This window comes from Aeromonas sp. s7(2024) (assembly GCF_040907825.1).
Taxonomy (GTDB): Bacteria; Pseudomonadota; Gammaproteobacteria; order Enterobacterales; family Aeromonadaceae; genus Aeromonas; species Aeromonas veronii.
In genome coordinates this window covers 99,726-124,445 of sequence record NZ_JBFOCM010000010.1, presented here as the reverse complement: position 1 = coordinate 124,445, position 24,720 = coordinate 99,726, and the positions used below count along the sequence as shown (strand labels likewise).

Genomic DNA, 24,720 nt, shown 5'->3' with positions numbered 1-24,720 from the left:
GGCTCTGTCCCAATTACGTGTTGAAAGGCTAATCTTGAAGTAGGCCATCACCTTGAGGTCTACCATCATGGATACCCCAGCCTTTCAACACCTGTTGTCCCTTTTTCCCCAGTTAACCCTGCGCCAGCGCCGTGTTGCTCAGCAGGAGCTTACTGCACCCCACACCATTACCTCGCTCAATACTCAGTTACCGGCATGCAGTGGCTGCCCCCATTGTCAGGCCGATGTTACCCAGCTGGCGCCTTGGGGATGGAGTCGGGGACTGCGCCGCTACCGTTGCAAACTGTGTCTGCGCACCAGCACCGTTCTGACCAAGACGCCCTTGGCCAGATTGCGTAAAGCACAGTGCTGGGAAGACTACGCGCAAGCTCTCATCGAAGGACTGACTGTCCGCCAGGCCGCGCGGCGCTGTGGGGTCAGCAAAAACACCGCGTTCCTCTGGCGTCACCGATTCTTGCGCGCGATGGCAACCCATCAGGCCACCCGGGAAGAGGGCATTGTTGAGGTGGATGAGACCTTCTTCCTTGAATCGTTCAAGGGGCAGCGGGGACTGCCGCGTCCACCACGTCATCGCGGTGGTAAAGGTCGAACTCGTGGAACCGGGCCAGATTACATCCCGGTGATGGTGGTACAAGACCGTGCAGGCCACCATGCGGATTTCCAGTTGGAGAAAATAAATGCCGATACGGTCATCGCAGTGTTGAAGCCGTTGGTGTCACCGGATGCGGTGCTGTGTAGCGATGGGGCGGGTGTGTATGCCTGTTTCAGCAAGGAACAGGGTATAACCCATCAGGTGGTGCGCAATCGTCAAGGCGAACGGGTAGTCGGTGCGTATCACATCCAGCATGTGAACGGATATCACCATCGGTTGAAAGAGTGGATGGAGCGGTTCCATGGCGTGGCGACGCACTACCTGAAGAACTACTTGGGTTGGCGCCGGATGCTGGAGCGTTACGGAAAAGGCGTAAATATCAAAACATGTTTGCATGAGGCGCTGGGGCGCCCCATGCAACACGTAATTGGGACATAACCTTTGTTATCTGGCGGTGCTGGGTTGCGAGATCGCCATCTGCTCGTGGGTGACCCTGTTTGCGCTGAGCCTGTTACCCGTGTCGGTGGGGTTGCTGGGCGGGCAGTGGCGATTGGCTTCGCTGCTTGAGACGGCCGAGCCAGAGGCTCAAGCCTGCCGTCAGGATGAGGACCAGTTCAATTCCCATGACCAGACCGCCCAGCTCGCCTTGCTCCCAGAAGGGGTGCAGGTAAAGTCCCCCCAGACTCGCCCCCAGATAGTAGGCCACCAGATAGAGGGAGGAGGCGAGGGCCCGGTTGTGTTCGACATGATGACCCACCCAGGCACTGGCGCAGGCGTGTGCCAGGAAAAAGCCGAAGCTGGAGATCAGCAAGCCACTCAGGATACCGAGCAGGCTAGCTTGCAGCAGCCACAGACTCCCGAGGGCCATCAGGGCAATCCCGACCAGCAGCATGCGTTGTGCCCCCCAGCGGTTGGCAAAGCGGCCGCTCAGTGAGGAGGCCACCGTCCCCGAGATATAGGTGAGAAACAGCATGCCGAGCCACTGGGTGGGCAAGGAGAAAGGAGGCTTTGCCAGCAGGAAGGTGAGATAACTGAACTGGTTCAGAAACACCATAAAGTTGAGCCCGCCGATAAGGTAAGCCCCTACCAGCAAGGGATTGGTCAGGTGTTGTTGCAAGGCGCGGGCAAATTGGCCGCGAACGGGGGCGCTCGCCACAAAGCGGGTCTGATGGGGCAGCAGCCAGAAGACCAGCGGCAGCAGTAACAGGCTGATTACACCAATCCCCAGAAAGGTATGCTGCCAGTCGCCAAACCAGCCCGCCAACAGACCGCCGACCACCCGACCGGCAATGCCACCGAGGGAGTTGGCGGCAATATAGACCCCCACCGCCGAGAGCAGCGCCCGTTTGCTGAACTCTTCCCCCATATAGGCAATCGCAGTCGCGGGCAGCCCTGCCAGCAGCGCGCCCTGCAGGATGCGCAGCAACAGCAGGGAACCAAACTGCTCAACCAGCGGGATTAACAGTGAGAGCAAGATCGCCAGGGTGAGGGTACCCAGCATGACTTGCCGACGGCCATGGCGATCCGCCAGTCTGGCGCAGATCAGCAGGGAGGCGGCGAGGCCTGCAGTGCATCCTGCCAGGGTCCAGCTGGCCGAGAGGGAGTTGACCGAGAAGACCTCGGCAATCAGGGGTAACAGGGGATGGGTCTGGTAGAGGTTCAGAAACACCAGAAAAGAGCCCAGGCTGAGGGCCAGGGTTGCACGTATCCACTCGCGACTTCCAACTTCAATCATTGCGTATTGTCCTGACTACTTTTGGTCAGGGTAGAGCCCTTGCAGCTATAAATATAATATATTTAAGTTATCCATCTCATAAGATGAATTGATACATGGATCTGAAACAGCTTACCTATCTGCTGGCGGTCAGGGATGCCGGCTCATTTACCAAGGCAGCCAACAGTCTGCATGTGGCACAACCGGCTATCAGCATGGCCATTGCTAAACTAGAGCAGCAGCTCGAATTGCGGCTGTTTGATCGACAGGACCGGGCGGTACGGCTGACGCCGGAGGGGGAGGTACTCTGTCGCCACGCCGAGCGTCTGTTGCTGCAGATGCATCAGGCCGAGGCCGAGATGGCCGAACTGAAGGGGTTGGAGCGGGGGGAAGTGCGGATTGGGATCCCCTACATGATGGGCTCCTACTATTTCCCCCCTCGTCTGATGGCCTTCAAGCACCGCTACCCCGGCCTCAAGATCCGTGTTGAGGAGGCCGGTACCCGCGAGCTGCTCAGCCGGATGGTGGATGGCTCCCTCGATCTGGCCATTCTCATCACCAGTGATCTCCCCCCCGCCATCGAGGGAGCGCATCTGCTGAGCGAAGAGATGTTGATGGTGGTGGGGGACGATCACCCCTTGCGTGGCGCATCAGCCGTCACCCTCTCGCAGTTCTTTGCTCAGGAGTTGGCGCTGTTTCGCCGTGGCTTTTATCACCGGGAGCATATGGAGGCGCTGGCCCAGAGCCTGGGCGTTGAACCCGATATCGCCTTCGAGAGCAATCTTATCCCTCTGCTCAAGGCGGTGGTGCGGCAAGGCTTTGCGGTGACCACCTTCTTGCGGATGGTGCTGGAAGAGGAGCCGGATCTGAGTGGCGTACCCTTCGACCCGCCCATCTACCTCGACCTCTGCGTGGCGTGGCGGCGTGGTGATCCGCTCTCCATGGCCAACCGTGCCTTGCGCGATTTTCTACTCAAGGATCGTCCGGCCTGATGGCGGCGGGTCATTGCTGAAAGTTTGTTACTATTAACGGTGGGTTCGCTTGAGGGCTACACCATGAAATTGCAGCAATTGCGCTATATCGTCGAGGTGGCGAACCACAGGCTGAATCTGTCGGCCACCGCCGAGAGCCTCTTTACTTCCCAGCCCGGGATCAGCAAACAGGTGCGGATGCTGGAGGATGAGCTGGGGATCCAGATCTTCGAGCGCAGCGGCAAACACCTGACCCAGATCACCCCCATCGGTCGGGACGTGATCAAAGTGGCCGCGGAGGTGCTGGACAAGGTCGCCACCATCAAGGTCATGGCCAGGCAGCATGTGCATCCGGAGCAGGGAACCCTCACCATTGCCGCTACTCATCTGCAAGCCCGTTATATTCTGCCCGCCATCCTCAAGGGTTTCATGGCCCGCTTTCCCAAAGTTGCCGTAACTGTGATGCAGGGGAGTGCGGTGCAGTGCCGCGCAGCCGTACATGATGGCGCTGCCGATCTGCTGCTGGCGGATGAACCGGAGGAGGGGAGCGATCTGCTGATGCTCCCCTCTTTTCAGTGGCAACGGGGCTTGGTGCTGCCCAAGGATCATCCGTTGGCCAAAGCACCATCGCTGACTCCGGCTGAGCTGGTGGAGTTTGCATTGGTGACCGATGGAAGGGCTCTCTCCACAGCTCATAGCACTGATTGCGCTCATGCCGAGAGCCGGATCGCCTGCTGTGCGAGCGACAGCGATGTGCTCAAGACCTATGTCAGACAAGGGATGGGCATCGGGGTGATGGCAGCTTTTGCCTGGGAGCCCCAGCGCGATGGGGAGCTGGTGCTCAAAACGGCGCCCTGGCTACCAGGCGGTGTGGCCGCTATCGGGTTGCGCAGAGGGGCATTTTTATGCGGCTATCTCTACGATCTGATTGAACGTCTCGCGCCGCAATTGACCCGCGAGCGGGTCGATCAATACTGTGCTGCCCGCACTGGTGAAGAGCTTGAAGCTCTGCTGGCCAATCTGACCGTGCCACTTAGATAGCTTGGGTTGATGTGTGGTCGTCCCAAGAAAAACGCCTCCGTTCGGGAGGCGTTTGACTATCTGGCATTCGTCAATGCAGGCTCATTTTTTGAGCATGTGATCCAGCTTGTTGGCCTTGGTCGACAGATAGAACTCGTTGTGGGGATTGCGCCCTTCCTGTAACGGTACCCGTTCGGCCACCGGAATACCGAAGGATTCCATCGCTTTCATCTTGCGCGGGTTGTTGGTCATCAGTTTGAGAGACTTGACCTCAAGCTGCTTGAGCATATCGGCGCAGATGGTGTAGTCGCGCATATCGGCGGCGAAACCAAGGGCTACGTTGGCCTCCACGGTATCGGCACCCTGATCCTGCAGGTGATAGGCGCGGATCTTGTTGAGCAAGCCGATGCCACGGCCCTCTTGACGCACATACAGCAACACGCCACGACCGGCCTTGGCGATATTCTCCATGGCCGCCTGCAACTGGAAACCGCAGTCACAACGCAGGCTGAACAGGGCGTCGCCGGTCAGGCACTCTGAGTGGATCCGGCCCAGCACGGGCTCTTCACCGGTAATGTCGCCCATCACCAGTGCGGCGTGATCTTTGCCTGTGCCGGTTTCCTGAAAACCTACCAGCGTGAAGGTGCCCCAGGGGGTTGGCAATTTGGATTGGGCCACGAGGGTAACGCTGCTCATAGGTTGCTCCTTACTACTAACGGCTCAAAAAAGGGGGCCAGTTTAGCGCGCCTTGTCAGGAACGACCATAAGAACAAGTCCCTGCATTGCTTAATGAAATCTCCAAATGAGATACAAGCACAGCTGTCCGGCGGGGTTTTGGCCCTTTGTGCGGATTGATGACTGCCAGGCTCACCACATTCGGGTATAATCGGCGCCCATTAACCCACCCCTTCGGGATGGGAGCAACACAGTGCAGGAGAGAAGTTATGCCTCAGATGGCCCCCGTAATGACAATTGATGGCCCCAGTGGTGCAGGTAAAGGCACCTTGTGTCAGCTGCTTGCTGAGAAGCTGGGTTGGCACTTGCTGGACTCGGGCGCCATCTATCGGGTGTTGTCCCTGGCCGCCCTGCATCACGATGTAGAGCTGGACAGTGAAGCTTCACTGGTGCCACTGGCTGCCAATCTGGATGTGCAATTTCAGGTTGAGGGCGATCTGGTCAAGGTGATCCTGGAAGGGGAAGATGTCTCCCGCACCATCCGCACCGAAGAAGTGGGTAATGCTGCCAGTAAAATCGCCGCCTTCCCCCGGGTGCGAGAAGCATTGTTGCGCCGTCAGCGTGCATTTCGTCAGGCCCCGGGTCTGATTGCCGATGGTCGTGATATGGGCACAGTTGTTTTCCCCGAGGCCGAGGTGAAGATTTTCCTCGACGCCAGTGCCGAAGAACGGGCCCAGCGTCGCTATAAGCAGTTGCAAGATAAGGGCTTTGATGTTAACTTTGAGCGTCTTTTAACCGAGATTCGGGAACGTGACGATCGCGACAGAAATCGCGCTACTGCACCCCTGAAACCGGCAGAAGATGCTCTGGTGGTAGACTCTACCGCCATGACCATAGATGAAGTGCTGGCAACAGTACTCGCCTATGCAGAGCAACAACTTGGTGATGCCAGCGCAAGCTGACATCCGGTCGTCTGCACCAAGGATGGCGCAGATTATTTAAAACAGCCCCGCTTGTGCCGGATTGCAAGTGGATGTTTCATTTGTGACATAAACAATGATCGAATCTTTTGCTCAACTCTTTGAAGAGTCCCTGAACGCCGTTGAAACCCGTCAAGGTTCCATCGTCAAGGGTACTGTCGTTGCTATCGAGAACGGTTTCGTACTGGTTGACGCCGGTCTGAAATCCGAGTCCGCTATCCCGGCTGAAGAATTCAAGAACGCCATGGGCGAGCTGGAAATCAACGTCGGCGACACCGTTGACGTGGCTCTGGACTCTATCGAAGATGGTTTCGGCGAAACCAAGCTGTCCCGCGAAAAAGCCAAGCGCCACGAAGCCTGGCTGCAGCTTGAGAAGGCTTACGAAGAGCAAGCTACCGTTATCGGTATCATCAACGGCAAGGTCAAGGGTGGTTTCACCGTTGAACTGAACGGCATCCGTGCCTTCCTGCCGGGTTCTCTGGTTGACGTGCGTCCGATCCGTGACACCGCTCACCTGGAAAACAAAGAACTCGAGTTCAAAGTCATCAAGCTGGACCAGAAGCGCAACAACGTTGTTGTTTCCCGTCGTGCCGTGATCGAGACCGAGAACACCTCCGAGCGCGAAAGCCTGCTGGCTAACCTGCAAGAAGGTCAAGAAGTTAAGGGTATCGTCAAGAACCTGACCGACTACGGTGCATTCGTAGATCTGGGCGGTGTTGACGGCCTGCTGCACATCACCGACATGGCGTGGAAGCGCGTTAAGCATCCTTCCGAAATCGTCAACGTTGGCGACGAGATCGCTGTCAAGGTTCTGAAGTTCGACCGCGAGCGTACCCGTGTATCCCTGGGTCTGAAGCAGCTGGGCGAAGATCCCTGGGTTGCTATCGCCAAGCGTTACCCGGAGACCACCCGTCTGTCTGGCCGCGTGACCAACCTGACCGACTACGGCTGCTTCGTTGAAATCGAAGAAGGCGTTGAAGGCCTGGTACACGTATCCGAGATGGATTGGACCAACAAGAACATCCACCCGTCCAAAGTTGTTAACGTTGGCGACGTGGTTGACGTGATGGTTCTGGACATCGACGAAGAGCGTCGTCGTATTTCCCTGGGTCTGAAGCAGTGCAAATCCAACCCGTGGCAGCTGTTTGCCGAAACTCACGCCAAAGGCGACCGTGTTTCCGGCAAGATCAAGTCCATCACTGACTTCGGTATCTTCATCGGTCTGGATGGCGGCATCGACGGCCTGGTTCACCTGTCTGACATCTCCTGGAACAACCAGGGCGAAGAAGCCGTGCGTGAATTCAAGAAAGGCGACGAGATCGAAGCCGTTGTTCTGCAAGTAGATCCGGAGCGTGAGCGCATCTCCCTGGGTGTCAAGCAGATCGAAGAAGACCCGTTCAACAAGTACCTGGCTGACAACAAGAAAGGTGCTATCGTGAAGGGTAAGGTTACCGAGGTTGATGCCAAAGGTGCCGTTATCGAACTGGCTGATGGCGTAGAAGGCTACCTGCGTGCCTCCGACGCTGCTCGTGACCGTGTAGAAGACGCCACTCTGGTGCTGTCTGTTGGTGACGAAGTTGAAGCTAAATTCATGGGCGTTGATCGTAAGAACCGCACCGTAAGCCTGTCTGTCCGTGCTAAGGACGAGGCTGATGAGCGTGTTGCTATCGATAACCTGAACCAGCAAGAAGAAGTTGTGTTCAGCAATGCTATGATGGAAGCGTTCAAAGCCGCCAAGGGTGAGTAATCCTTGATGCAAGAAAAGGGCGGCATTGCGCCGCCCTTTTTTATCCTGGCAAAATGAATATTGCATGTGATCGGGGAAGGAGATTTAACGTTATGACCAAATCAGATCTCATCGAACAACTGGCAGCCAGCCGCATGCATATGCCGGCCAAGGATGTCGAAGCCGCCATCAAGGAGATCCTTGAGCAGATGGCGTCGACCTTGCAAAACGGCGACCGGATTGAAATCCGCGGATTTGGCAGTTTTTCACTGCACTATCGTGCGCCCCGTGTGGGCCGCAACCCCAAGACTGGGGACAAGGTTGAACTGACCGGGAAATATGTCCCGCACTTCAAACCTGGCAAAGAGTTGCGCGAGCGCGTCAACATCGTTGAATGATGCAGAAATGGGCATACCTCGGGTATGCCTTTTTTGTTTTTGGCGCCGATTCCTGTGCCAATCGTCTTGTTTCTTAAACTCTTTTCCCATTCACTCTAGAGTCTGCCTGTGATTTTAAGGATAATCAGCCTCTCATTAGATACTGACAGGGAGCTCTTATGAAGCGTATTTTGGCCCTCATTCCGCTGGTGCTGGTGTTTGTTCTGACCCTGGCGCTGGGCTCACAAAATGGCCAGCTGGTTCAGTTCAATTACCTGATCGCTCAGGGTGAGTTTTCACTTGCCATGCTGTTGGGCTTCTTCTTTGCTGGCGGCTTTTTGCTGGGCTGGCTGGTATTCGGCCTGCTGTTCCTGCGCCTGAAAATGCAAAACCGCACCCTCAACCGCACCATGCGTCGTCAATCCCGCGAGTTAGAGCTGGCCCGGTCACCGGGTAAGGAATAATGTTCCTCAATGCTTGAACTGCTTTTCCTGCTGTTACCCATCGCCGCCGGTTATGGCTGGTACATGGGTCGCAGGAGTGTTCGCCAGGACACCCAGAAACAGAGTAACCAGTTTTCCCGCCAGTATGTGGCGGGCCTCAACTATTTGCTGTCCGATGAATCCGACAAGGCGGTGGATCTCTTTATCCAGCTGCTTGAGGTGGACAGTGAAACCATCGAAACACACCTCTCCCTCGGCAACCTGTTTCGCCAGCGTGGGGAGGTCGATCGTGCCATCAAGATCCACCAGAACCTGGTAACCCGCCAACTGACCCGGGAGCAGCGACAGCTTGCCCTGCAGGAGCTTGCGCGCGACTTTCTTGCTGCCGGTCTGCTCGACCGTGCTGAAGCACTCTGGAATGAGCTGTGTGACGACAGCGACTATGAAGAGACGGCGCTGGCACAGCTGTTGATCATCCATCAGCAGTTGCGGGATTGGGATAAGGCCATCGATGTGGCGGTTCGTCTGCAAAAATTCCAGGGCAAGAAGCTGGCCGACCCCATCTCCCATTTCTATTGCGAACAAGCCGAGATCGCGCTGCGTGAGGGCAATAAAGGGGAGGGACTGGCCAAGCTCAAACGGGCGCTCAGTATCAATCCGGCATGTGCTCGGGCCAGTTTGCGCCTCGCTGAGCTCGCCATGGCCGAGGGGGAGTATGAGCAGGCCAGCAAGGAGCTGCTGCGGGTGTTCGAGCAGGATATCGACTTTGCCTCCGAGGCAATGCCCAAATTGCTCGAGTGCTATCAGCAGTTGGGCCGCACGCCTGCGTTGATCCCGCTGCTTGAGAAGGCAGTGGAAGATCACGCCGGTGTCAGCGTGACCCTGGCCCTTGCCAAGCTGGTTGAAGAGCGTGATGGCCTGAGTCAGGCCCGTTCGCTGGTGCTGCGTCAGCTGCGTCGTCATCCGTCGATGAAAGGTTTTTACCAGTTGGTGGGTTTTCAACTGGCCAGTGCGGAGGAGGGGCCTGCCAAGGAGAGCCTCGAGCTTCTGCAACAGCTGGTCGGCGAGCAGATAAAAATCAAGTCAACCCACAAGTGTCGGCAGTGCGGCTTTGCCACTCACTCGTTGTTCTGGCAGTGCCCGTCTTGTCGCCAGTGGGGTTCCATCAAGCCGATCCGCGGTCTGGACGGTGAATAACAAGCAATAGGATGTGAGATGCAAGATCCCAAAGTACTGGTAGCGCTGGATTATCAGCACGAGGCAGATGCCTTAGCGTTCGTTGAACGTATCTCTCCGGCCCAGTGCCGTCTCAAGGTAGGCAAGGAGATGTTTACCCTGTTTGGCCCGCAGTTTGTACGTCAGCTGGTGGCCAAGGGATTCGATGTCTTTCTGGATCTGAAGTTTCACGATATTCCCAATACCGTTGCCAAAGCCGTGGCAGCCAGTGCCGAGCTCGGTGTCTGGATGGTCAACGTGCATGCCAGTGGTGGTGAGCGGATGATGCGTGCCGCCAAAGAGGCGCTACTGCCTTATGGCGACAAGGCCCCCCTGCTTATCGGCGTGACCGTGCTGACCAGCATGGAACAGTCCGACATGATCCCCCTCGGGTTGGATGTAAGCCCCGCCGAGCAGGTGATCCGGCTGGCTACCTTGACCAAAGCATCCGGTCTGGATGGGGTGGTCTGCTCCGCCAACGAGGCCCATGAGCTGAAAGCCTTGTTGGGCGCCGATTTCAAGCTGGTGACCCCGGGCATTCGCCCGACCGGTTCAGCGGCCGGGGATCAGCGCCGGGTGATGACACCGAAAGCGGCGGTCGAGGCGGGGTCCGATTATCTGGTTATCGGTCGTCCCATTACGCAGGCTGCCGATCCGGCCGCCATGCTGGCCAGCATCAATGCCGAGCTGGTTGGTGCGTAACAGGCTCACTCAGTGATACACGGTGCAGGCCGAGCAACAGGCCTGCACCGGCCCCGATAAGATGAGAGCCGATGTGTACCCTGGCATTGATCAGGGTGGATATCGGGCTCTCTCCTGCGTTGTAGAAGTCCATCACCAGCTTGAGCCCCATCCCCGCTAGCAGCAGCCAGCCCGACGTGCGGCGTCCGTGGCGGATATCCTGCATTGCCCCCCAGACAAACAGGCCATGCAGCGAGCCGGATAGCCCCATGTACCACTGGGTCTGCGGGCACCACCACCAGATCCCCAAGCCCACTGCCAACCAGAGCAGCAACATCAGCAGCGGCAGGCGAGCCCCACCCAGATAGTCGCGAAACAGGCTATAGAGGATGGCGAGCCCACCCAGATTGAGCAGCAGGTGCCACAGATTGGTATGAGCCAGATTGCCTGTTATGATCCGCCACCCTTCGCCCCCGGCGATCAAGGGCCGATCGAAGGAGAGCTGAAGGTTGGGAACGGTAAAGAAGAGTAGCAAGCTGGTGAGAGAGAGCGTGATAACCCAGAGCAATCCAGATTTGTCTGACAACATGAAACAGTCCAACGACAAGAACAGTCGATACTGTACACGTTGCACCCGAGCCCTCAAAGCCTGCCTGTGCGATTATATTGTGCCTGTTGACAATCACACGCCCCTCTACATCTTGCAGCACCCCAACGAGGTGGCACATCCCAAGGGGACTGCGGCGCTGCTGGCGGCCTCTTTGCAACAGTGCGAGATCCATGTGGGGGAGGACTTTTCCCGCGATGAGTGGCTCAATGGGTTGCTTGCAGATCCTTCCCGTCGCTGCTATCTACTCTGGCCGGATGAGGATGCCATTTCGCTGACCGATCTTCGCCAACAGCGGGAGAGTGAATCCTCTGGCAAAACGTCCATCGCCTTTATCTTGCTCGACGGCACCTGGCGCAAAGCCTATCGCATGTTGCAGAGCAACCCGGCACTGGCCCGCTTGCCCCGCATCGGCGTTGGTGCCATTGCCGGTCAATATGCCATTCGCAAGAAACCCTTTCCCGATGCCCTCTCTACTATAGAGGCGGGCTATCACCTCTTGTCCCGGTGGGAGGGGAGGCCGGAGCACTATGCGCCCTTGCTGACCCTGTTTAACCGGTTGAATACCCAGTGGCAGGACTTTGCCGAAGGCCGCCGCGCGTGACATTTGAAGGAGTTATCAAGATGAAAAAAGCAGTCGTGGTTTTCAGTGGCGGTCAGGACAGCACCACTTGTCTGGTACAGGCATTGGCTCAGTATGATGAAGTGCACGCCATCACCTTCGACTATGGCCAGCGCCATCGGGAAGAGATCGACACCGCGCGTCGTCTGGGCAGTGCTCTGGGGATCGCCGCCCACAAGGTGATGGATGTGACGCTGCTCAATGAGCTGGCGGTCTCTGCCCTGACCCGTGACGACATCCCGGTCAGCTGCGAGCTGCAGGATAATGGCCTGCCCAACACCTTCGTGCCGGGTCGCAATATCCTGTTCCTGACCCTGGCTTCCATCTATGCCTATCAGGTGGGCGCCGAAGCGGTGATCACCGGTGTCTGCGAGACCGACTTCTCCGGCTATCCCGATTGCCGTGACGAGTTCGTCAAGGCCCTCAATCAGGCGGTGTCGCTCGGGCTGGATCGCGGCATCCGTTTTGAAACTCCCCTGATGTGGCTCGACAAGGCCGAGACCTGGGCACTGGCGGATCACTATGGTCACCTCGACACGGTGCGCCAGCAGACCCTGACCTGCTACAACGGCATTGCCGGTGACGGTTGCGGCACGTGTCCTGCGTGTGAACTGCGCAGTCGCGGCCTAAACAACTATCTGGCCGACAAGGCGGGCATCATGGCCAGACTGTTTGAGAAAACCGGGCTGGGCGAGAAAAGCGCAGAGTGAGCCTGCGTCTTGCCGTGGCTTGGGGTATAATCCGCGACTTTTGCAACAAGCCGTGATCGAGATGCACTACCCAATCAACGAGATTTTCCAGACCATCCAGGGGGAGGGCATCTTTACCGGCCTGCCCGCCATCTTTGTTCGCCTGCAGGGTTGCCCGGTGGGCTGCCCCTGGTGCGATACCCGTCATACCTGGGTTGTTGATCCGGCTCGTGAAGTGGGTAAGACGGCGGTACTGGATCGTTCCAACGAATCCGATTGCTGGAGCCAACTCAGCACCGCGCAGATTATCAAGAGCTTTACCGATCTGGGTTATCAGGCGCGCCATGTGGTGATCACCGGTGGCGAGCCCTGCCTCTACGATCTGCACGAACTCTCGTCAGCCCTGCTGGCGGCGGGTTATCAGGTGCAAATTGAAACCAGTGGCACCAGCGAGATCAAGACCCATGAGCAGACCTGGGTAACAGTCTCCCCCAAGATCGGTATGAAAGGGGGGCTGCCTGTGCTGGTCTCGGCGCTGGAGCGGGCCAACGAGATCAAGCATCCGGTGGCCACCGAGCACCATATTGAAGAGCTGGATGCGCTACTCGCTACCGCTACCCTGCGCCCGGACGTGGTCATTGCCTTGCAGCCGATCAGCCAGAAACCACGGGCCACCCAATTGGCGATGGATACCTGTATCGCGCGTAACTGGCGACTCTCAATCCAGACTCATAAATATCTGGATATTGATTAATATGGATTGGCTATCCGACGAACAGGTGCTGCTGACTCTGACCAACAAGATGCCTTACGGTAAATATCAGGGGCGGCGTATCATCGATATTCCCGAGCCCTATCTGGTGTGGATGGCGCGCAGCGGTTTTCCGGCGGGTAAATTGGGCCAGACGCTGGCGTTGGCTTACGAAATCAAACTCAATGGACTCGAATCCATGATTATTCCCATTATTAACAGGATGTCGGTATGAGAATATATACGAGGCAGGGCGACAAGGGCATGACCCGGCTGGCCGATGGTATCCCATTGCCAAAGGATCATTTGCGGGTCGAGACCTACGGTTATATCGATGAGCTCAACTCCCATATTGGCTTGCTGATTTGTGACGTGCCGTCGCAAGAGCTCTGCTTATTGGCTGATTTACAGCTGTTGCAACAGGAGTTGTTTGATCTGGGGGGGGAGTTGGCATTCTCCAGCGACGCCCAGAATGAATCAATTTGGCAAGTTAATGCCGCCTGGACCACTCGCCTTGAACAGCAGATAGATCGTTATAGTGAGCCATTGCCGCCGCTGCGCCAATTTATATTGCCCGGTGGTTCCCGTGTCGCGGCGCAAGCACATGTGGTGCGTACTCTGGTGCGTCATTGCGAGCGCTTGCTGCTGACATTGAGCCGGGAAGAGCGGGTCAATCCCGAGGTGCTGCCCTATCTGAACCGGATGAGTGACTGGTTCTTTACCGTTGCCCGCTATCTCATCTGCGTGGCAGGGGATCGTGAAGTGCTGTGGGTCAAGGCAGCAGAGCGCCCGCAATCGGCTATCTGATATGTCACATTTAAGCGGCAATAAAAAACCTCGCCTTGGCGAGGTTTTTTATTAGCAACGAGATTGAGATCAGATAGCAAAGTCTTCCAGTGATTTGCCTGTTGCCACTGCGCTGGCAATAGCCGAAGGCATACGGCCCTGGCCGGTCCAGGTTTTCTCTACGCCATTATCCTGATAGCGATATTTGGCAGGACGTGGCGCCCGCTTGGCTTTTTCTGATTTGCCGGGGTTGGTAGCGACAGCGCTTACCAATTCTGCCGGGTCAATACCGGCGGCTTTCAGCATTTCGCTATATTCGTTAATTTTCCGCAGATGCTCTTCACGGGCCTGACGCTCGGCAGCTTCATCCTGCTGACGCTCAGCAACGATCGCGGAGAGTTTTTCCAGTGCCTCTTCCAGTTGTTCCAGAGAAAGTTCGCGGCAGGTCGCACGCAGACTGCGGATATTAAGCAGTACCTTTAAAAATTCATTCATAGGAGTTACCACGTCGAGTCAGAGAAAAATATTATGTTCCAGCTGATTCTTGCTTGGCGATTTAAATAAGTCAAGCCGGGTTAAATATAATATCCGTGGGGAACATCAATACAGATATTTAATATGGCCTGCAATAGGCTTGGAGATTGGATGCCAATGAAACCGCAGTAGGTGAAAATAGCGTCAAAGCTGGCGTTGTTGCATCATTTGACTACCATTTTTCGACCTTGATATGTTTATCGTGACTATTTAATCAAAAAACTTGCTATAAGCTGCCATCTCGATAAAATGTGCGGCGAATACCTTTAAGTAGAGGCGCGCTGCCTATGAGTATTTGTGCGGAGGGTGATGCCTGTGATGCACAAGGAAAGGAGTCAGCGCCGAAGTGGCCAGGCCATCATACCGGGCTGCTGGTTCTGCATCTAATAGGTGCAGGACTGCCATAGTCATCCACTATGGAGCGCTACCTGAAGGGGCTGAGGAGTATGACCTCCCCATAGGTTTTGTTTCTTTAGATCCTCTCGGTAGATCTCCACCTGTAATCTTTAGGTGCAAAGAGATCATGGACATTAGTCATTTCGCCGACTCCGGTTGGTCCGTTCTTCCCCCCCTGTTGGCTGTCGCGCTGGCGATCATGACCCGCCGCGTGCTGCTGTCCCTTGGTGTGGGCATCGTCACCGGCAGTTTGCTGCTCAATCAGTTTTCACCCCTCGAATCCCTGCATTACATGTTGAATACCGTGCTCAAGATCTTCTGGGTCGATGGCGCGCTCAATCGTGACAATGTCAACATGATCCTGTTTATGCTGCTGCTGGGTGGCCTCATCAGCCTGATGAGCGTCTCCGGGGCGACCCGTGCCTTTGCCGAGTGGGCCGAGCGTCGAGCCAAGACCCGCAAGGGCGCCAAAGCCCTGACTGGCATGATGGTGTTTGCCTTCTTTATCGATGACTTCTTCCACAGCCTGTCGGTGGGGGCCATCTGCCGTCCGGTGACCGACCGCTTCCAGATCTCCCGTGCCAAATTGGCCTATCTGCTGGACTCCACCGCGGCGCCGGTCTGCGTGCTGATGCCCATCTCCTCCTGGGGGGCTTATATCATCGCCCTGGTTGGCGGCATCATGGCGGCCCACGGTCTGACCGAGCAGAGCCCCATCGCTGCGTTTGTCGAGATGATCCCGATGAACCTCTACGCCGTCTTCACCCTGATCATGGTGCTGGTGGTGATTGCATTCCAACTCGACATCGGCCCGATGCGTCAACACGAAGCGTGGGCGCTGGAAGGCAAGCTGTGGGATGAGTCCAAGGGCCGCCCCATCGGTCTGGATATGGAGAGCCCGGAGGATAGCAACGGCGGCATGATCGACATGGTACTGCCGATCCTGACCCTGACCGCTGCCACCATCTATTTCATGATTGATTCCGGTGCTGCGGTGCTGAGCGAGAAAGGGCTGCCCTTCAGCGTGCTCGGCTCGTTCGAAAATACCAACGTCGGCTCTTCGCTGGTCTACGGTGCACTGTGCAGTCTGGTGGTCTCCATCGGTCTGGCCATGCGCCTGAAGCTGGGTGCCAAAAACTGGATCAAGGCCGCGCCGCAAGGTGTCATGGCCATGCTGCCGGCCATCAACATCCTGCTGTTTGCCTGGACCATCGGTGCCGTGGTGCGCGACGTGGAGACCGGTAAGTACCTGGCTTCGCTGGCTAACGGCAACCTGCCGATCGAAGTGCTACCTGCCGTGGTCTTTATCCTCTCCTGTGCCATGGCGTTTGCCACCGGCACCAGCTGGGGTACCTTCGGCATCATGCTGCCGCTGGCCGGTGACATGGCCGCCGCCAGCGACATCAGCCTGATGCTGCCGATGCTGGCTGCGGTACTGGCTGGCTCGGTGTTCGGGGATCACAGCTCACCTATCTCCAGCACCAGCATCCTCTCTGCTACCGGTGCCGGTTGCCATCACATCGATCACGTGATGACCCAGCTGCCCTATGCACTGGCCATCGCCTTCGGCGCGGCCATCGGTTACCTGGCGATGGGCTTGATGCACTCCAGCCTGGCCGGTTTCAGTGTCAGTGCCCTCTGGTTCGTGCTCTTTACCGGCTATCACCTGAAAAAGGCCAAAGCGCGGCCAGTGTTGGCCACCGCGTAACATTTATAGAGCAAGGGGCCCGCGGGCCCCTTGGTTTTGTCAGGGGCTTTGGTTAGCATGCGCCCCATAAATTCAGTTTCGGAACAGTATCATGGCTTCACTGCACTACAAATTTGCCACCATGAATTCAGGCAAATCCACCCAGCTCATTCAGGCGCACTTCAACTATCTGGAGCGGGGCATGCATCCTCTGGCGATGACGCCAGCCATCGATGACCGTTTCGGGGTCGGGGTGATCAGTGCCCGAGTAGGCCTTGAACTGAAGGTGGACGTGTTCAGCGACAGCTGTGATCTGTTTGAAATGGTGAAAGCGCGCCATGCGAAGAAACCTATCGATGTTTTCATCGTGGACGAGGCCCAGTTCCTGACCCGTGAGCAGGTCTACCAGTTAGCCCGCATCGTCGATGAGCAGGATATTCCGGTGATGGCCTATGGCCTCAAGACCGATTTTCGCGGCGAGCTGTTCCCGGGCTCCTACCATCTGCTCTGTCTGGCCGACAAGTTTGAAGAGCTGAAGAGCATCTGCTGGTGTGGCAACAAGGCTCACATGAACTCCCGGGTCAATGAAGCGGGGCAGGTGATGCGTGATGGCGAACAGGTGGAGATCGGTGGCAACGATCGCTATGTGTCGCTCTGTCGCAAACACTATCTCGAAGGTCGGGCCTACAAGTAATTCGGCTGCGATATTTGAATCGTCGAGCAGGGCGCCAATCTGGCGCCCTTTTTATTTTCCCCAACTTGTATCGCTGTGGTTCAGTCGATCTCGATATCCACCGGCGCAATGATGGGGTCGGCCACCGGCAGGCGTTGAAACAGCTGGCGAAAATGGTGCTGTACCCGGCCGATATCGATCAGTGACATGCCGGAGGCAAAACCAAACCAGACATAGAGGCCGGTGAGATCGCGAAACATCGGCGGCAAATAGCGGGGAGCGGAAATCAGTCCCTCCAGATAGTGCTGATAGAGCACCGGAATGTCATCCAGTGTCACCTTGCCGACAAACAGCATCGGCAGGATCTCGGGTACCCCTTCCAGCACGGCGCTGCGGATAAAGTTGACCGTCTCCACATAGCCACGCACGTAGGAGAGATCCTTGGTAAAGCAGGCGCCGCCGTCCACCATGCCGCCACGAAAGACCCGCTGGGTGATCTTGTAGGCGTCGTGCTCGCTGGTGCCCTGCTGCACGAAGTGCTGAAACACCTCGATAAAATCGGCGCCGCGCTCGGCCATGTCGATGGCCATCACCCGATCGGAGATGCGCTTGGCCCGATCCGGAAAGGAGCTGAAAGTGAGGGTCTCTATCAGGACAGCCAGCCCCTCCTGACAGGCGGTGATCCGCGGTGAACCGGCGCTCAGCCAGGTGGCATAGGGCTGCTTGCGACCGTTGAGGGTGGTGCCGACATGGACCCACCCCTCGTGTACCTCCAGCACCTGCAAGTCCAGCTCGGAGAAACGGGCGTGGGAGTTGAGCTTGATGTAGTCGCCACCGGCAGCGGCATCGGAGACAATCCCATCGCTCAGCTTCACCTGCACAGTGCCGTCACTGAAGTAGCTCGACAGCTTGCCCTGCAGTTTGGCGACCGCGGCCTCTCCTTCGAACTCCTTGGGGTAGGGGCGCACCAGATGGCGGGCGCCGGGCAGGGAGAAGATATCGCACAGGCGGGCGCCCAGCTCCTTGAGAGTCTTGCGATCCCCGCGCAGGTGATCGCTGGCAGAGCCATAAAGCAGCTGGCTGTAACGCTGAAAATCGGGTTGGCCGCGCTGGCGCAGCATCTCGATCACCACCATGTACTGATCGACCGTCTCTTGCAGGATCCGGCCAAGATCGTCCTGTGGCCCCAGTTTTCTGCGGATCCGGTCCCGCAGCTCCTTGAGCTCCAGATACTTGTTGCGCGGATCGAAGCCGAGGGGGAGGGCATCATAGAAGTGCCTGTCGATAGCGGGCAGCTCCCTGCCACCGCTTGCCAGAAAGCGATCCTGCAGATGGCGTGGCCATTTGATGGCATCCAGAATGCGGATGGGTTTTTGCAGGGTGAGCAGCTCATCCGAGAGTGATTTCAGATGAAGGCGATACTTTTCTTGGATAGTCATGGGGCCCCCTGTGGGGCAAGCGTCATCGTGGATTTGGCTGAGTATATGCATAGCGCTTGCCAAAAAGAAGCGAGCCGCAGGGTTATCGGGTTGGCATGCTTTTTGTTGATAGCAAATTGGTTTAGACTGCGCCCCTTGATCCCAATCTTGTCGTGGAAATGATGAATATCCCCAGCTCCGAAATGATAATGCGTTGGTTGCAACAAGCTCGTATCGAGCACTATGTCTGCGACCAGTGTCACGGTATCCACATTGTCTCTTTGCAGTCGGTCGATGGTATTCAGGAGAGCCGGATCTTCGTGGAAGAGGAAGGCCTGCTGTTCTCCTCCGAGCTGGAAGTGCGCCCCTCCGCAATGCTGCCGCTGGTTGCCGAACTGGGCCGACTCAATATGCAGTACCCCTCCCTCAAGGTGTTCCTCGATATCATCGATGACAACCTGCCGCGGCTGGTGGTCGGGCACACCGTCTTTACCAAGGCCGGACTCAGCGTCGAGCAGTTCCTGCTGTTCGTGCAAAGCACCATCGCTGCCACCCACGAACTGGTTGCCGAATGCGAACGTTCCGGCTTCCTCAACCTGCCGGAAATCCAGGTCGCACCGGAATCTGTGCATTAAGTGTTCGAACGGTTCGCCAGGTGAAAAAAGCCGTTGACGCGGGCGGGGCTTTCCCCTAAATTACGCCCCGTTCCAGCGCAACAGCGCAGTGAACGCCGTGTTGGCTGAACACGTTAAACCACAGACCAAAATTTGGTGAGGTGTCCGAGTGGCTGAAGGAGCACGCCTGGAAAGTGTGTATACGGCAACGTATCGAGGGTTCGAATCCCTCCCTCACCGCCAAATTGCAAAGCCCTGATGGAAACATCAGGGCTTTTTGCTTTCTGGCGCAATCCCCGCGTGGTTGCTGGCATAGGAATGCGAATCTTCGTTCTTGATAGCGCATCTGGCTGAACTGTTTGGGCAATCGCAGTGAAATGCCTCGGTGACCTTGACGCCACGGCCAGCCCATTGGTCGCTCCTTTTAAAGTTTCCGCCCGATTCAGTACAAGGGCCTCTCGTAAGAGAGGCCCTTTTCATTGCTCGCTGATTTGCCCTGCTCGGTACTTAAAAGGCATTCCGTGGTGATACGGGTTAATGTTCCACAGTCAGCGGATCCGGGAGCAGGTTCAGATGCTTGGTGATGGCCTGATAGAGCTGGGGGTAGTTATCGTCAAAATGATGTCCTCCCGGCAGGGTGATGCTGGTGACGTTGGGTTGGTTGAGACGGGGGCAGAGGCGGTCGCCGTCATCGTCATCGGCGCCTTGCAGGCAGAGCATCGGCAGATCGCGGATGGTCTTCACCTGCGGCTCGGTCGGGTAGCTACGTGTCTTGTGGGTCAGCATGTCGCTGACGTGGATCTCGAAATCCGAGCTGGTGGAGGGGGAGAGCATCACGGCCCCGACCAGCCCCTGACGATAGTGCTCCGGCAACCGGTTGATGACGAAGGGGACAATCTCGGCACCAAACGAGAAGCCGACCAGCAGCCAGCGGGGACGCTGCCAACGAGTCTGGTAATCATCGAGGATCCGCTCCAGATCGGCGGTCACCTGCTCCGGGGTTTTCTTCTTCCAGTAGTAGGTGAGGGAGCTCCAGCCCACGACCGGCATGCCGTGCAGCTGAAACTGGGCGCTCAACCCCTTGTCGAGGGCCGCCCATCCGCCATCGCCGCTGAGAAACACCACCATGGGGGCGTCGGATGGCTGCTTGACCGGCAGCTCAATCAGGCTCAGGTCATCCTTGACCGGGGCGGCGTGCGCCGCAAAAGACGAAACGGGCAGTACGAGACTGAGTAACAGCAAAATCAAGGCTCTCATTGGCCATGCTCCTATTTCTTGATCAGCCCCAGCGGGCCGCGGCTAATCAGGGTGATCAGGTGAGTCAGGGTTCTGGGCAGTACCAGCTTGCTGCTGCAGAGCAGGTAGCGGGGTTCCCAGCGGGGCGAAAATTTCTCCTTGTAGCGTCTGAGCCCTTGGAAGTTGTAAAAGCGGCTGCCACGGACGAACAGGGTATTGCCAAGGCGGGCCCAGTAGCTGTTGAGCGGGTGATCGTTGAAGCCGGACATGGGGGCCATCCCCAGATTGAAGCTGGCGTACCCCTGCGCTTTGCCCCACAGCAGCAGTTCGACAAAGAGAAAATCCATGATGGGGGCAGTACCGGTATCCAGGCTGTAGCGCATCAGATCGATGGAGAGCATCTCCTTGTTATCGCTCACCCAGAGGTTGGCAAAGCCGACGATCTGCCCCTCGTGCCACACCAGCGCAGCCGGGCTCAAGGTCAGGTAGTCAGGCTCGAAACGGCCGACCGAGAAGCCCTTCTCCTTGCCCATCTTGCTCTGCAGCCAGGTATCTGAGACGGTCTGCAATCTGGGCAGCAGGGGGGCCACGGCGCTCGCCTCGACCACCTCGAAGGTCAACCCTTCCCGCTTGCCCTTGGCGTGGCTCTGACGCAGGTTGCGCAGCCGGCTGCCCGCCAGATCGAAGGTAGCCAGATCGACTATCGCCTCTTCACCAAGCTTGAAGGGGATCAGCCCCAACTCCAGATAGAGCGGCAGATAACGGGCCGAGACCTGATAAAAGACCGGATTGGCGTCGTGTTCGTCGCACCGCTCGCGAAATTGCCAGAGCAGCTCTTCGATCTGCTCGGGGCGACCGACCGGATCCCCCATCACAATCCAGCTGTTGCCCTCAATGCCATACATCAGGAAGGCGTCGCCGGCGGGGTGGAACAGCAGGGACTTGTCCTGCAGCTGGGCCAGATAACCGTGGATCCCCCCTTCACGCACCACCAGTTCGTGGGCGTGAGCAAGCGCCTCCTTGTCCGGCTTTTCACCGACTACCCGCAGCGGTGCAAGCAGCTGGGCAACCCCGGCAACGGCCAGTACGGCCACCACGCTCCCCATGGCGCGCAGGCCGCGGGCAGCCCCGCCGTGGGGCGAGAAGTGGAACCAGAGGGCGTGGTCATACTCCACCTGACGGTAGGAGAAGAGCAGCAGCCACAGCGCCCCCAGCAGCACGGCGCCGACCGAGATGAGCCAGCCCGGGGTGTACTGGGGATAGAGCAGCGACCCCTTGCGATAGAAGAGGGAGCGGCAGGGGGTCATGATGAGGAGGAAGCTGCCGAGCAGCAGGGCTGACTCCCAGTCCCCCCCTTTGAGCAGGGAGAAGGCGATGCCCAGTGCCAGCAGCAGCTGGGTGATGCGAAACGCGGCGTCATGACGGCGATAGAGGCTGCGCGCCAGCAGGATCAGGAGAATACCGCTCACGCTGCCGAGCACGTGGGAGAGCTCGAGCAAGTGGAGCGGCAGCACCTGCAGCCACACCTCGATGTGGCTGCGCATGGTCGGGATCATGCCCGAGCAGAGCAGCAGACTACCGGCGGCGAAGGTGCCGACGCTGATAAGGGCGGGCAGAAACTCCTGAATGGCGCTCATGATCCCCTGCAACCGCTGCCAGCGAGCCTTCTGCTGCAACATCTCCTGACTGGTAAAGAGCAGCAGGGCGCAGAGGAAAGGCAGCACGTAATAGATGCAGCGGTAGAGCAGCAGCGAGGCGAGCAGCTTGTCGGCCGGCAGGTAGTGGGCCAGCAGCAGACTCATGCTCGCTTCGAACACCCCGATCCCACCCGGCACGTGGGCCAGTACCCCGAGGAAGCTGGCCAGCACGAAGGCACTGAGCAGCACAGGGTAGGGGACGCTATCTGCAGGCAACAGCACAAACAGCACTGCGGCGGCGGCCATCCAGTCGGCCAGCGCGACCAACAGTTGCAACAGACGTATCCGAAAGCCCGGCAGGGTCAGGGTGTGTTTCCGCCAGGAGAGACGGTGTGTAGGCCAGCAGAGGTAGCTGGCCACCAACAGCAGAGCCATGACGCCCGCCAGCCTGAGCAGGGTATCTGCCCACTGCGGCCAGTCAGGCAGCAGCTGTGACACATCGCAGGTCAGTAGGGCGCCACCTCCCCACGCCAGCAGGCCGAGGAAGAAGGCGATGGAGCAGAACAGCACCACCCGTGCTACCTCACCGGTCGCCAGACCGAGAGCTGAGTAGAGCCGATAGCGTACCGAGGTGCCGGTCAGTAGGGCAAATCCCAGGGTGTTGGAGAAGGTGTAGGCGATAAAGGAGGTGATGCAGACCTGTTGCCAGGGAAGGCGCTTGCCCAGCGCATGGAGCGCCAGCATGTCATAGCTGCAGAGACAACCATAACTGAGCAGGGTCAGCAACAGGGCGCCCGCCAGTCGCGGCAGGGGTTGGGACCAGATGGCCACACGAATATCGTGCCAGTGCCATGTCTGGGTCAGGTGATACAGCACGGTCAGTGCGGTGCCGAGCAGCAGCAAGCTGCACACGGGGCCGAGCCATTTAAGCAGATGACGCCACATGCCATGTTCCTGTGGTCATTGACCGTTCCCGCAAAGGGGGAGCCGGGTCGTGGATCCGGTTTGGACGAGGGAGGCGCTCGTCAGGAAAATTTCGGGAAGAGATGGAAAGGGAGGCGTCAGCCTCCCTTGGTGCTATCAAGTGACCAGTTGGATCACTTGGTTTTCGGCGCGACTTTGACGGCAGGGGTCTTGGCGTGGGTGGCTTTATGGTGTTTTTTCACCACTTTGGTCTGGGTCGCCTGCGGTGTGGCTGTCTTGGTCGGGGTGGCCGCCATGGTGAAACCGGAGGTGAGGGCGAAGACGGCTGCCAGGGTCAGGGGAATGATCTTTTTCATGTTCAATTTCCTTATTCGGGTTGATGTTATGGAGCGTTCTCCATGACAGTCATCCTATGACGGTTGCAGCGGCCCTTCAGTGAGCGGTTGGTGACGGTTTGTATCCAAATGTACAGGCAGGGTGAGGCAGACGCGGGCGCCGTGGTCACTGGCCAGCAACGCCACATCCCCCCCGTGATGACGGGCAATGCTGCGCACGATGGCCAGTCCCAACCCGGTGCCGCCGGTGCGACGATCCCGGCTCTGATCAAGGCGCACGAACGGTTCGAAGATCTGGGGCGCCAGCGCCGGATCGATCCCCGGCCCATCGTCGCTCACCTCCAGCAGATAGTTCTCCTGTAGCCGCGAGATGGAGAGGGTGACCTCGCTCTCGGCGTAGCGCAGAGCATTGCCGATCAGGTTCTCCACCGCGCGCGTCAGCAGACGCTGATCGCCGCACCAGGACATGTGACGTGGCGGCAGATCGAGGGTGAGCCTCTTCTCGGGGGCCAGCGCTTGCCAGTCGCCAAGATGCGCTTGTGCCCAGTGGCTGAGTTCAAGCTCGTCGCGCTGCAACGGCAGCTCGGGTCTATCCAGCTTAGCGTAGGTGAGCATCTCTTCGATCAGGGCGTCCAGCGCTCCCAGATCTCGCTCCAGCGCCTGCTGCTCCTGCTCGGCAGGGGCAGGATCGAGCATGGCAAGCCGATAGCGCAACCGGACCAGCGGGGTGCGCAACTCGTGGGCGATGGCATCGGTCAGTTGCTTGCGGCTGGCAATCATGGCCTGCAATTGGGTCGCCATTTGATCGAAGGTGCGTCCCACCCGGGCCAGACTGCTGCCCGGTGGCAGATTGGTTCGGCAGGAGAGATCCCCATCGCCTACGCGACGTGCGGTTTGCTCCAACTGTTGCAAGCCGCGCCAGTGGGGACGCAACCACAGAAGGATGGGCAGGCCAAGGGATAGGCCGATCACCAGCAGCAGCCCCACATCGACCCAGTGCAGCTCGTGCAGGTAGGAGAGGTAGGGTACAGGGCCGACAATCAGCACCCGGTCGGTATCGGGGATGCGCTGCAGGAAGGTGTCATCCTCCTCGACGATGACAATATTGCCAGCGGCCAGAAAGGCTTGATCCTCGCTGGTCAGGGGCTGGCGCACCAGCTCGCCGATCTTGAGGGGGAGGGTAAACTGACTGCTCTGCTCGGCCAGTCGATCGGGCCAGCGCTCTGGCGGGGTTCTTGCCAACTCGCCGGTCAACAGGCCAAGAGAGCCCTGCATCATGCGTTCGAGATAGCGATCACCCGCCCGTTCGGCGGTGACCTGATAGACCACGCCAACCAGCAGGATGGCCAGGGTGAAGCAGCCGATCAGCAACAGATAGAATTGGATAAAGAGACGGCGCATGGCGGTGCTCCCGAAA

At 58.1% G+C, this 24,720-nt stretch carries 26 protein-coding genes, 1 tRNA gene and 1 riboswitch; of the genes, 18 read left to right on the top strand and 9 right to left on the bottom strand.

Annotated elements, in window-relative coordinates; all coding sequences use genetic code 11:
* Positions 1–67: 67 nt before the first annotated feature.
* Positions 68–1,030, top strand: a complete 963-nt coding sequence (locus AB5Y73_RS03100; protein ID WP_279499216.1) for an IS1595 family transposase — start codon at positions 68–70, stop codon at positions 1,028–1,030.
* Positions 1,031–1,103: 73 nt separating this feature from the next.
* Here AB5Y73_RS03100 and AB5Y73_RS03095 read toward each other — a convergent pair whose 3' ends face one another.
* Positions 1,104–2,327, bottom strand: a complete 1,224-nt coding sequence (locus AB5Y73_RS03095) for an MFS transporter (protein ID WP_118853980.1) — start codon at positions 2,325–2,327, stop codon at positions 1,104–1,106.
* Positions 2,328–2,422: 95 nt separating this feature from the next.
* Between AB5Y73_RS03095 and AB5Y73_RS03090 the strand changes: the two genes are divergently transcribed.
* Positions 2,423–3,298 carry a LysR family transcriptional regulator gene (locus tag AB5Y73_RS03090; RefSeq protein WP_019444700.1) on the top strand — a complete coding sequence of 292 codons (876 nt, stop codon included), beginning with the start codon at positions 2,423–2,425 and terminating at the stop codon, positions 3,296–3,298.
* A gap of 63 nt (positions 3,299–3,361) precedes the next feature.
* Positions 3,362–4,318, top strand: a complete 957-nt coding sequence (locus AB5Y73_RS03085; protein WP_118853979.1) for a LysR substrate-binding domain-containing protein — start codon at positions 3,362–3,364, stop codon at positions 4,316–4,318.
* A gap of 81 nt (positions 4,319–4,399) precedes the next feature.
* Here the strand turns inward: AB5Y73_RS03085 and ribA are convergent, their stop codons facing one another.
* Positions 4,400–4,993 carry a GTP cyclohydrolase II gene (gene ribA, locus AB5Y73_RS03080; protein WP_103251772.1) on the bottom strand — a complete coding sequence of 198 codons (594 nt, stop codon included), beginning with the start codon at positions 4,991–4,993 and terminating at the stop codon, positions 4,400–4,402.
* A 248-nt stretch (positions 4,994–5,241) separates the two neighbouring features.
* Between ribA and cmk the strand changes: the two genes are divergently transcribed.
* The 6 genes from cmk to pyrF all read left to right on the top strand — a co-directional run bounded on the left by cmk (position 5,242) and on the right by pyrF (position 10,415).
* Positions 5,242–5,934, top strand: a complete 693-nt coding sequence (gene cmk, locus AB5Y73_RS03075) for a (d)CMP kinase (RefSeq protein ID WP_019444698.1) — start codon at positions 5,242–5,244, stop codon at positions 5,932–5,934.
* A 94-nt stretch (positions 5,935–6,028) separates the two neighbouring features.
* The gene (gene rpsA, locus AB5Y73_RS03070; RefSeq protein WP_005337148.1) at positions 6,029–7,699 is read left to right on the top strand and encodes a 30S ribosomal protein S1; all 1,671 of its coding nucleotides are present in this window, start codon (positions 6,029–6,031) and stop codon (positions 7,697–7,699) included.
* A gap of 92 nt (positions 7,700–7,791) precedes the next feature.
* Positions 7,792–8,076 (top strand): integration host factor subunit beta, encoded by a 285-nt coding sequence (ihfB, locus tag AB5Y73_RS03065; protein WP_005337145.1) that lies wholly within the window; start codon positions 7,792–7,794, stop codon positions 8,074–8,076.
* A 158-nt stretch (positions 8,077–8,234) separates the two neighbouring features.
* Complete coding sequence (locus tag AB5Y73_RS03060) at positions 8,235–8,519, top strand: LapA family protein (RefSeq protein ID WP_005337143.1); 285 nt, start codon at positions 8,235–8,237, stop codon at positions 8,517–8,519.
* A gap of 9 nt (positions 8,520–8,528) precedes the next feature.
* Positions 8,529–9,695 carry a lipopolysaccharide assembly protein LapB gene (lapB, locus tag AB5Y73_RS03055; RefSeq protein WP_005346478.1) on the top strand — a complete coding sequence of 389 codons (1,167 nt, stop codon included), beginning with the start codon at positions 8,529–8,531 and terminating at the stop codon, positions 9,693–9,695.
* 18 nt (positions 9,696–9,713) lie between these two features.
* Positions 9,714–10,415 carry an orotidine-5'-phosphate decarboxylase gene (pyrF, locus tag AB5Y73_RS03050; protein WP_021231398.1) on the top strand — a complete coding sequence of 234 codons (702 nt, stop codon included), beginning with the start codon at positions 9,714–9,716 and terminating at the stop codon, positions 10,413–10,415.
* On the opposite strand, the gene rrtA is transcribed toward pyrF, so the two are convergent.
* On the bottom strand, positions 10,390–10,983 hold the full coding sequence (gene rrtA, locus AB5Y73_RS03045; protein WP_162838995.1) for a rhombosortase: 594 nt from the start codon (positions 10,981–10,983) through the stop codon (positions 10,390–10,392). The genes pyrF and rrtA overlap by 26 nt on opposite strands.
* Here rrtA and AB5Y73_RS03040 point away from each other — a divergent pair.
* The 5 genes from AB5Y73_RS03040 to AB5Y73_RS03020 all read left to right on the top strand — a co-directional run bounded on the left by AB5Y73_RS03040 (position 10,982) and on the right by AB5Y73_RS03020 (position 13,870).
* Complete coding sequence (locus tag AB5Y73_RS03040) at positions 10,982–11,605, top strand: tRNA-uridine aminocarboxypropyltransferase (RefSeq protein WP_150389267.1); 624 nt, start codon at positions 10,982–10,984, stop codon at positions 11,603–11,605. The genes rrtA and AB5Y73_RS03040 overlap by 2 nt on opposite strands.
* A 20-nt stretch (positions 11,606–11,625) precedes the next feature.
* Positions 11,626–12,333, top strand: coding sequence for a 7-cyano-7-deazaguanine synthase QueC (gene queC / locus AB5Y73_RS03035; protein ID WP_042013218.1), 708 nt, complete (start codon positions 11,626–11,628; stop codon positions 12,331–12,333).
* 61 nt (positions 12,334–12,394) lie between these two features.
* The gene (queE, locus tag AB5Y73_RS03030; protein WP_162895364.1) at positions 12,395–13,066 is read left to right on the top strand and encodes a 7-carboxy-7-deazaguanine synthase QueE; all 672 of its coding nucleotides are present in this window, start codon (positions 12,395–12,397) and stop codon (positions 13,064–13,066) included.
* Position 13,067: 1 nt separating this feature from the next.
* Positions 13,068–13,298: a DUF3820 family protein gene (locus AB5Y73_RS03025; protein WP_005337126.1), complete on the top strand. Its 231-nt coding sequence runs from the start codon at positions 13,068–13,070 to the stop codon at positions 13,296–13,298.
* Positions 13,295–13,870: a cob(I)yrinic acid a,c-diamide adenosyltransferase gene (locus AB5Y73_RS03020; protein ID WP_118853975.1), complete on the top strand. Its 576-nt coding sequence runs from the start codon at positions 13,295–13,297 to the stop codon at positions 13,868–13,870. The genes AB5Y73_RS03025 and AB5Y73_RS03020 overlap by 4 nt, the downstream gene beginning before the upstream one ends.
* A gap of 69 nt (positions 13,871–13,939) precedes the next feature.
* Here the strand turns inward: AB5Y73_RS03020 and AB5Y73_RS03015 are convergent, their stop codons facing one another.
* A complete protein-coding gene (locus AB5Y73_RS03015; RefSeq protein WP_118853974.1) occupies positions 13,940–14,344 on the bottom strand; it encodes an H-NS family nucleoid-associated regulatory protein in 405 nt (134 codons plus the stop codon).
* A 302-nt stretch (positions 14,345–14,646) separates the two neighbouring features.
* Positions 14,647–14,818, top strand: a riboswitch (Lysine riboswitch).
* An 88-nt stretch (positions 14,819–14,906) separates the two neighbouring features.
* Here AB5Y73_RS03015 and AB5Y73_RS03010 point away from each other — a divergent pair.
* Together AB5Y73_RS03010 and AB5Y73_RS03005 are read left to right on the top strand one after the other, a co-directional pair.
* Entirely contained in the window at positions 14,907–16,487 is a 1,581-nt protein-coding gene (locus AB5Y73_RS03010) for a Na+/H+ antiporter NhaC family protein (RefSeq protein WP_118853973.1), read from the top strand.
* A gap of 91 nt (positions 16,488–16,578) precedes the next feature.
* Positions 16,579–17,160: a thymidine kinase gene (locus AB5Y73_RS03005; RefSeq protein ID WP_118853972.1), complete on the top strand. Its 582-nt coding sequence runs from the start codon at positions 16,579–16,581 to the stop codon at positions 17,158–17,160.
* 80 nt (positions 17,161–17,240) lie between these two features.
* Here AB5Y73_RS03005 and AB5Y73_RS03000 read toward each other — a convergent pair whose 3' ends face one another.
* Positions 17,241–18,578 carry a flavohemoglobin expression-modulating QEGLA motif protein gene (locus AB5Y73_RS03000; RefSeq protein ID WP_118853971.1) on the bottom strand — a complete coding sequence of 446 codons (1,338 nt, stop codon included), beginning with the start codon at positions 18,576–18,578 and terminating at the stop codon, positions 17,241–17,243.
* A 158-nt stretch (positions 18,579–18,736) separates the two neighbouring features.
* Between AB5Y73_RS03000 and AB5Y73_RS02995 the strand changes: the two genes are divergently transcribed.
* On the top strand, positions 18,737–19,192 hold the full coding sequence (locus AB5Y73_RS02995; RefSeq protein ID WP_005337119.1) for a YbjN domain-containing protein: 456 nt from the start codon (positions 18,737–18,739) through the stop codon (positions 19,190–19,192).
* A 134-nt stretch (positions 19,193–19,326) separates the two neighbouring features.
* Positions 19,327–19,414, top strand: a tRNA-Ser gene (locus tag AB5Y73_RS02990).
* A gap of 291 nt (positions 19,415–19,705) precedes the next feature.
* Here AB5Y73_RS02990 and AB5Y73_RS02985 read toward each other — a convergent pair.
* The 4 genes from AB5Y73_RS02985 to rstB form a co-directional block, all read right to left on the bottom strand.
* Entirely contained in the window at positions 19,706–20,428 is a 723-nt protein-coding gene (locus tag AB5Y73_RS02985; RefSeq protein ID WP_118853940.1) for an AcvB/VirJ family lysyl-phosphatidylglycerol hydrolase, read from the bottom strand.
* Between the two features lie 11 nt (positions 20,429–20,439).
* Positions 20,440–22,989, bottom strand: a complete 2,550-nt coding sequence (gene mprF / locus AB5Y73_RS02980) for a bifunctional lysylphosphatidylglycerol flippase/synthetase MprF (protein WP_118853939.1) — start codon at positions 22,987–22,989, stop codon at positions 20,440–20,442.
* A 152-nt stretch (positions 22,990–23,141) separates the two neighbouring features.
* Positions 23,142–23,324, bottom strand: coding sequence for a hypothetical protein (locus tag AB5Y73_RS02975; RefSeq protein WP_005337116.1), 183 nt, complete (start codon positions 23,322–23,324; stop codon positions 23,142–23,144).
* 54 nt (positions 23,325–23,378) lie between these two features.
* Complete coding sequence (gene rstB / locus AB5Y73_RS02970; RefSeq protein ID WP_118853938.1) at positions 23,379–24,704, bottom strand: two-component system sensor histidine kinase RstB; 1,326 nt, start codon at positions 24,702–24,704, stop codon at positions 23,379–23,381.
* Positions 24,705–24,720 lie beyond the last annotated feature (16 nt).

Bases quoted from the DNA above. Each gene is read 5' to 3' on its own strand.
- AB5Y73_RS03100 (WP_279499216.1), top strand. From the start codon at position 68: ATGGATACCCCAGCCTTTCAACACCTGTTGTCCCTTTTTCCCCAGTTA.
- AB5Y73_RS03095 (WP_118853980.1), bottom strand. From the start codon at position 2,327: ATGATTGAAGTTGGAAGTCGCGAGTGGATACGTGCAACCCTGGCCCTC.
- AB5Y73_RS03090 (WP_019444700.1), top strand. From the start codon at position 2,423: ATGGATCTGAAACAGCTTACCTATCTGCTGGCGGTCAGGGATGCCGGC.
- AB5Y73_RS03085 (WP_118853979.1), top strand. From the start codon at position 3,362: ATGAAATTGCAGCAATTGCGCTATATCGTCGAGGTGGCGAACCACAGG.
- ribA (WP_103251772.1), bottom strand. From the start codon at position 4,993: ATGAGCAGCGTTACCCTCGTGGCCCAATCCAAATTGCCAACCCCCTGG.
- cmk (WP_019444698.1), top strand. From the start codon at position 5,242: ATGCCTCAGATGGCCCCCGTAATGACAATTGATGGCCCCAGTGGTGCA.
- rpsA (WP_005337148.1), top strand. From the start codon at position 6,029: ATGATCGAATCTTTTGCTCAACTCTTTGAAGAGTCCCTGAACGCCGTT.
- ihfB (WP_005337145.1), top strand. From the start codon at position 7,792: ATGACCAAATCAGATCTCATCGAACAACTGGCAGCCAGCCGCATGCAT.
- AB5Y73_RS03060 (WP_005337143.1), top strand. From the start codon at position 8,235: ATGAAGCGTATTTTGGCCCTCATTCCGCTGGTGCTGGTGTTTGTTCTG.
- lapB (WP_005346478.1), top strand. From the start codon at position 8,529: ATGCTTGAACTGCTTTTCCTGCTGTTACCCATCGCCGCCGGTTATGGC.
- pyrF (WP_021231398.1), top strand. From the start codon at position 9,714: ATGCAAGATCCCAAAGTACTGGTAGCGCTGGATTATCAGCACGAGGCA.
- AB5Y73_RS03040 (WP_150389267.1), top strand. From the start codon at position 10,982: ATGAAACAGTCCAACGACAAGAACAGTCGATACTGTACACGTTGCACC.
- rrtA (WP_162838995.1), bottom strand. From the start codon at position 10,983: ATGTTGTCAGACAAATCTGGATTGCTCTGGGTTATCACGCTCTCTCTC.
- queC (WP_042013218.1), top strand. From the start codon at position 11,626: ATGAAAAAAGCAGTCGTGGTTTTCAGTGGCGGTCAGGACAGCACCACT.
- queE (WP_162895364.1), top strand. From the start codon at position 12,395: ATGCACTACCCAATCAACGAGATTTTCCAGACCATCCAGGGGGAGGGC.
- AB5Y73_RS03025 (WP_005337126.1), top strand. From the start codon at position 13,068: ATGGATTGGCTATCCGACGAACAGGTGCTGCTGACTCTGACCAACAAG.
- AB5Y73_RS03020 (WP_118853975.1), top strand. From the start codon at position 13,295: ATGAGAATATATACGAGGCAGGGCGACAAGGGCATGACCCGGCTGGCC.
- AB5Y73_RS03015 (WP_118853974.1), bottom strand. From the start codon at position 14,344: ATGAATGAATTTTTAAAGGTACTGCTTAATATCCGCAGTCTGCGTGCG.
- AB5Y73_RS03010 (WP_118853973.1), top strand. From the start codon at position 14,907: ATGGACATTAGTCATTTCGCCGACTCCGGTTGGTCCGTTCTTCCCCCC.
- AB5Y73_RS03005 (WP_118853972.1), top strand. From the start codon at position 16,579: ATGGCTTCACTGCACTACAAATTTGCCACCATGAATTCAGGCAAATCC.
- AB5Y73_RS03000 (WP_118853971.1), bottom strand. From the start codon at position 18,578: ATGACTATCCAAGAAAAGTATCGCCTTCATCTGAAATCACTCTCGGAT.
- AB5Y73_RS02995 (WP_005337119.1), top strand. From the start codon at position 18,737: ATGATGAATATCCCCAGCTCCGAAATGATAATGCGTTGGTTGCAACAA.
- AB5Y73_RS02985 (WP_118853940.1), bottom strand. From the start codon at position 20,428: ATGAGAGCCTTGATTTTGCTGTTACTCAGTCTCGTACTGCCCGTTTCG.
- mprF (WP_118853939.1), bottom strand. From the start codon at position 22,989: ATGTGGCGTCATCTGCTTAAATGGCTCGGCCCCGTGTGCAGCTTGCTG.
- AB5Y73_RS02975 (WP_005337116.1), bottom strand. From the start codon at position 23,324: ATGAAAAAGATCATTCCCCTGACCCTGGCAGCCGTCTTCGCCCTCACC.
- rstB (WP_118853938.1), bottom strand. From the start codon at position 24,704: ATGCGCCGTCTCTTTATCCAATTCTATCTGTTGCTGATCGGCTGCTTC.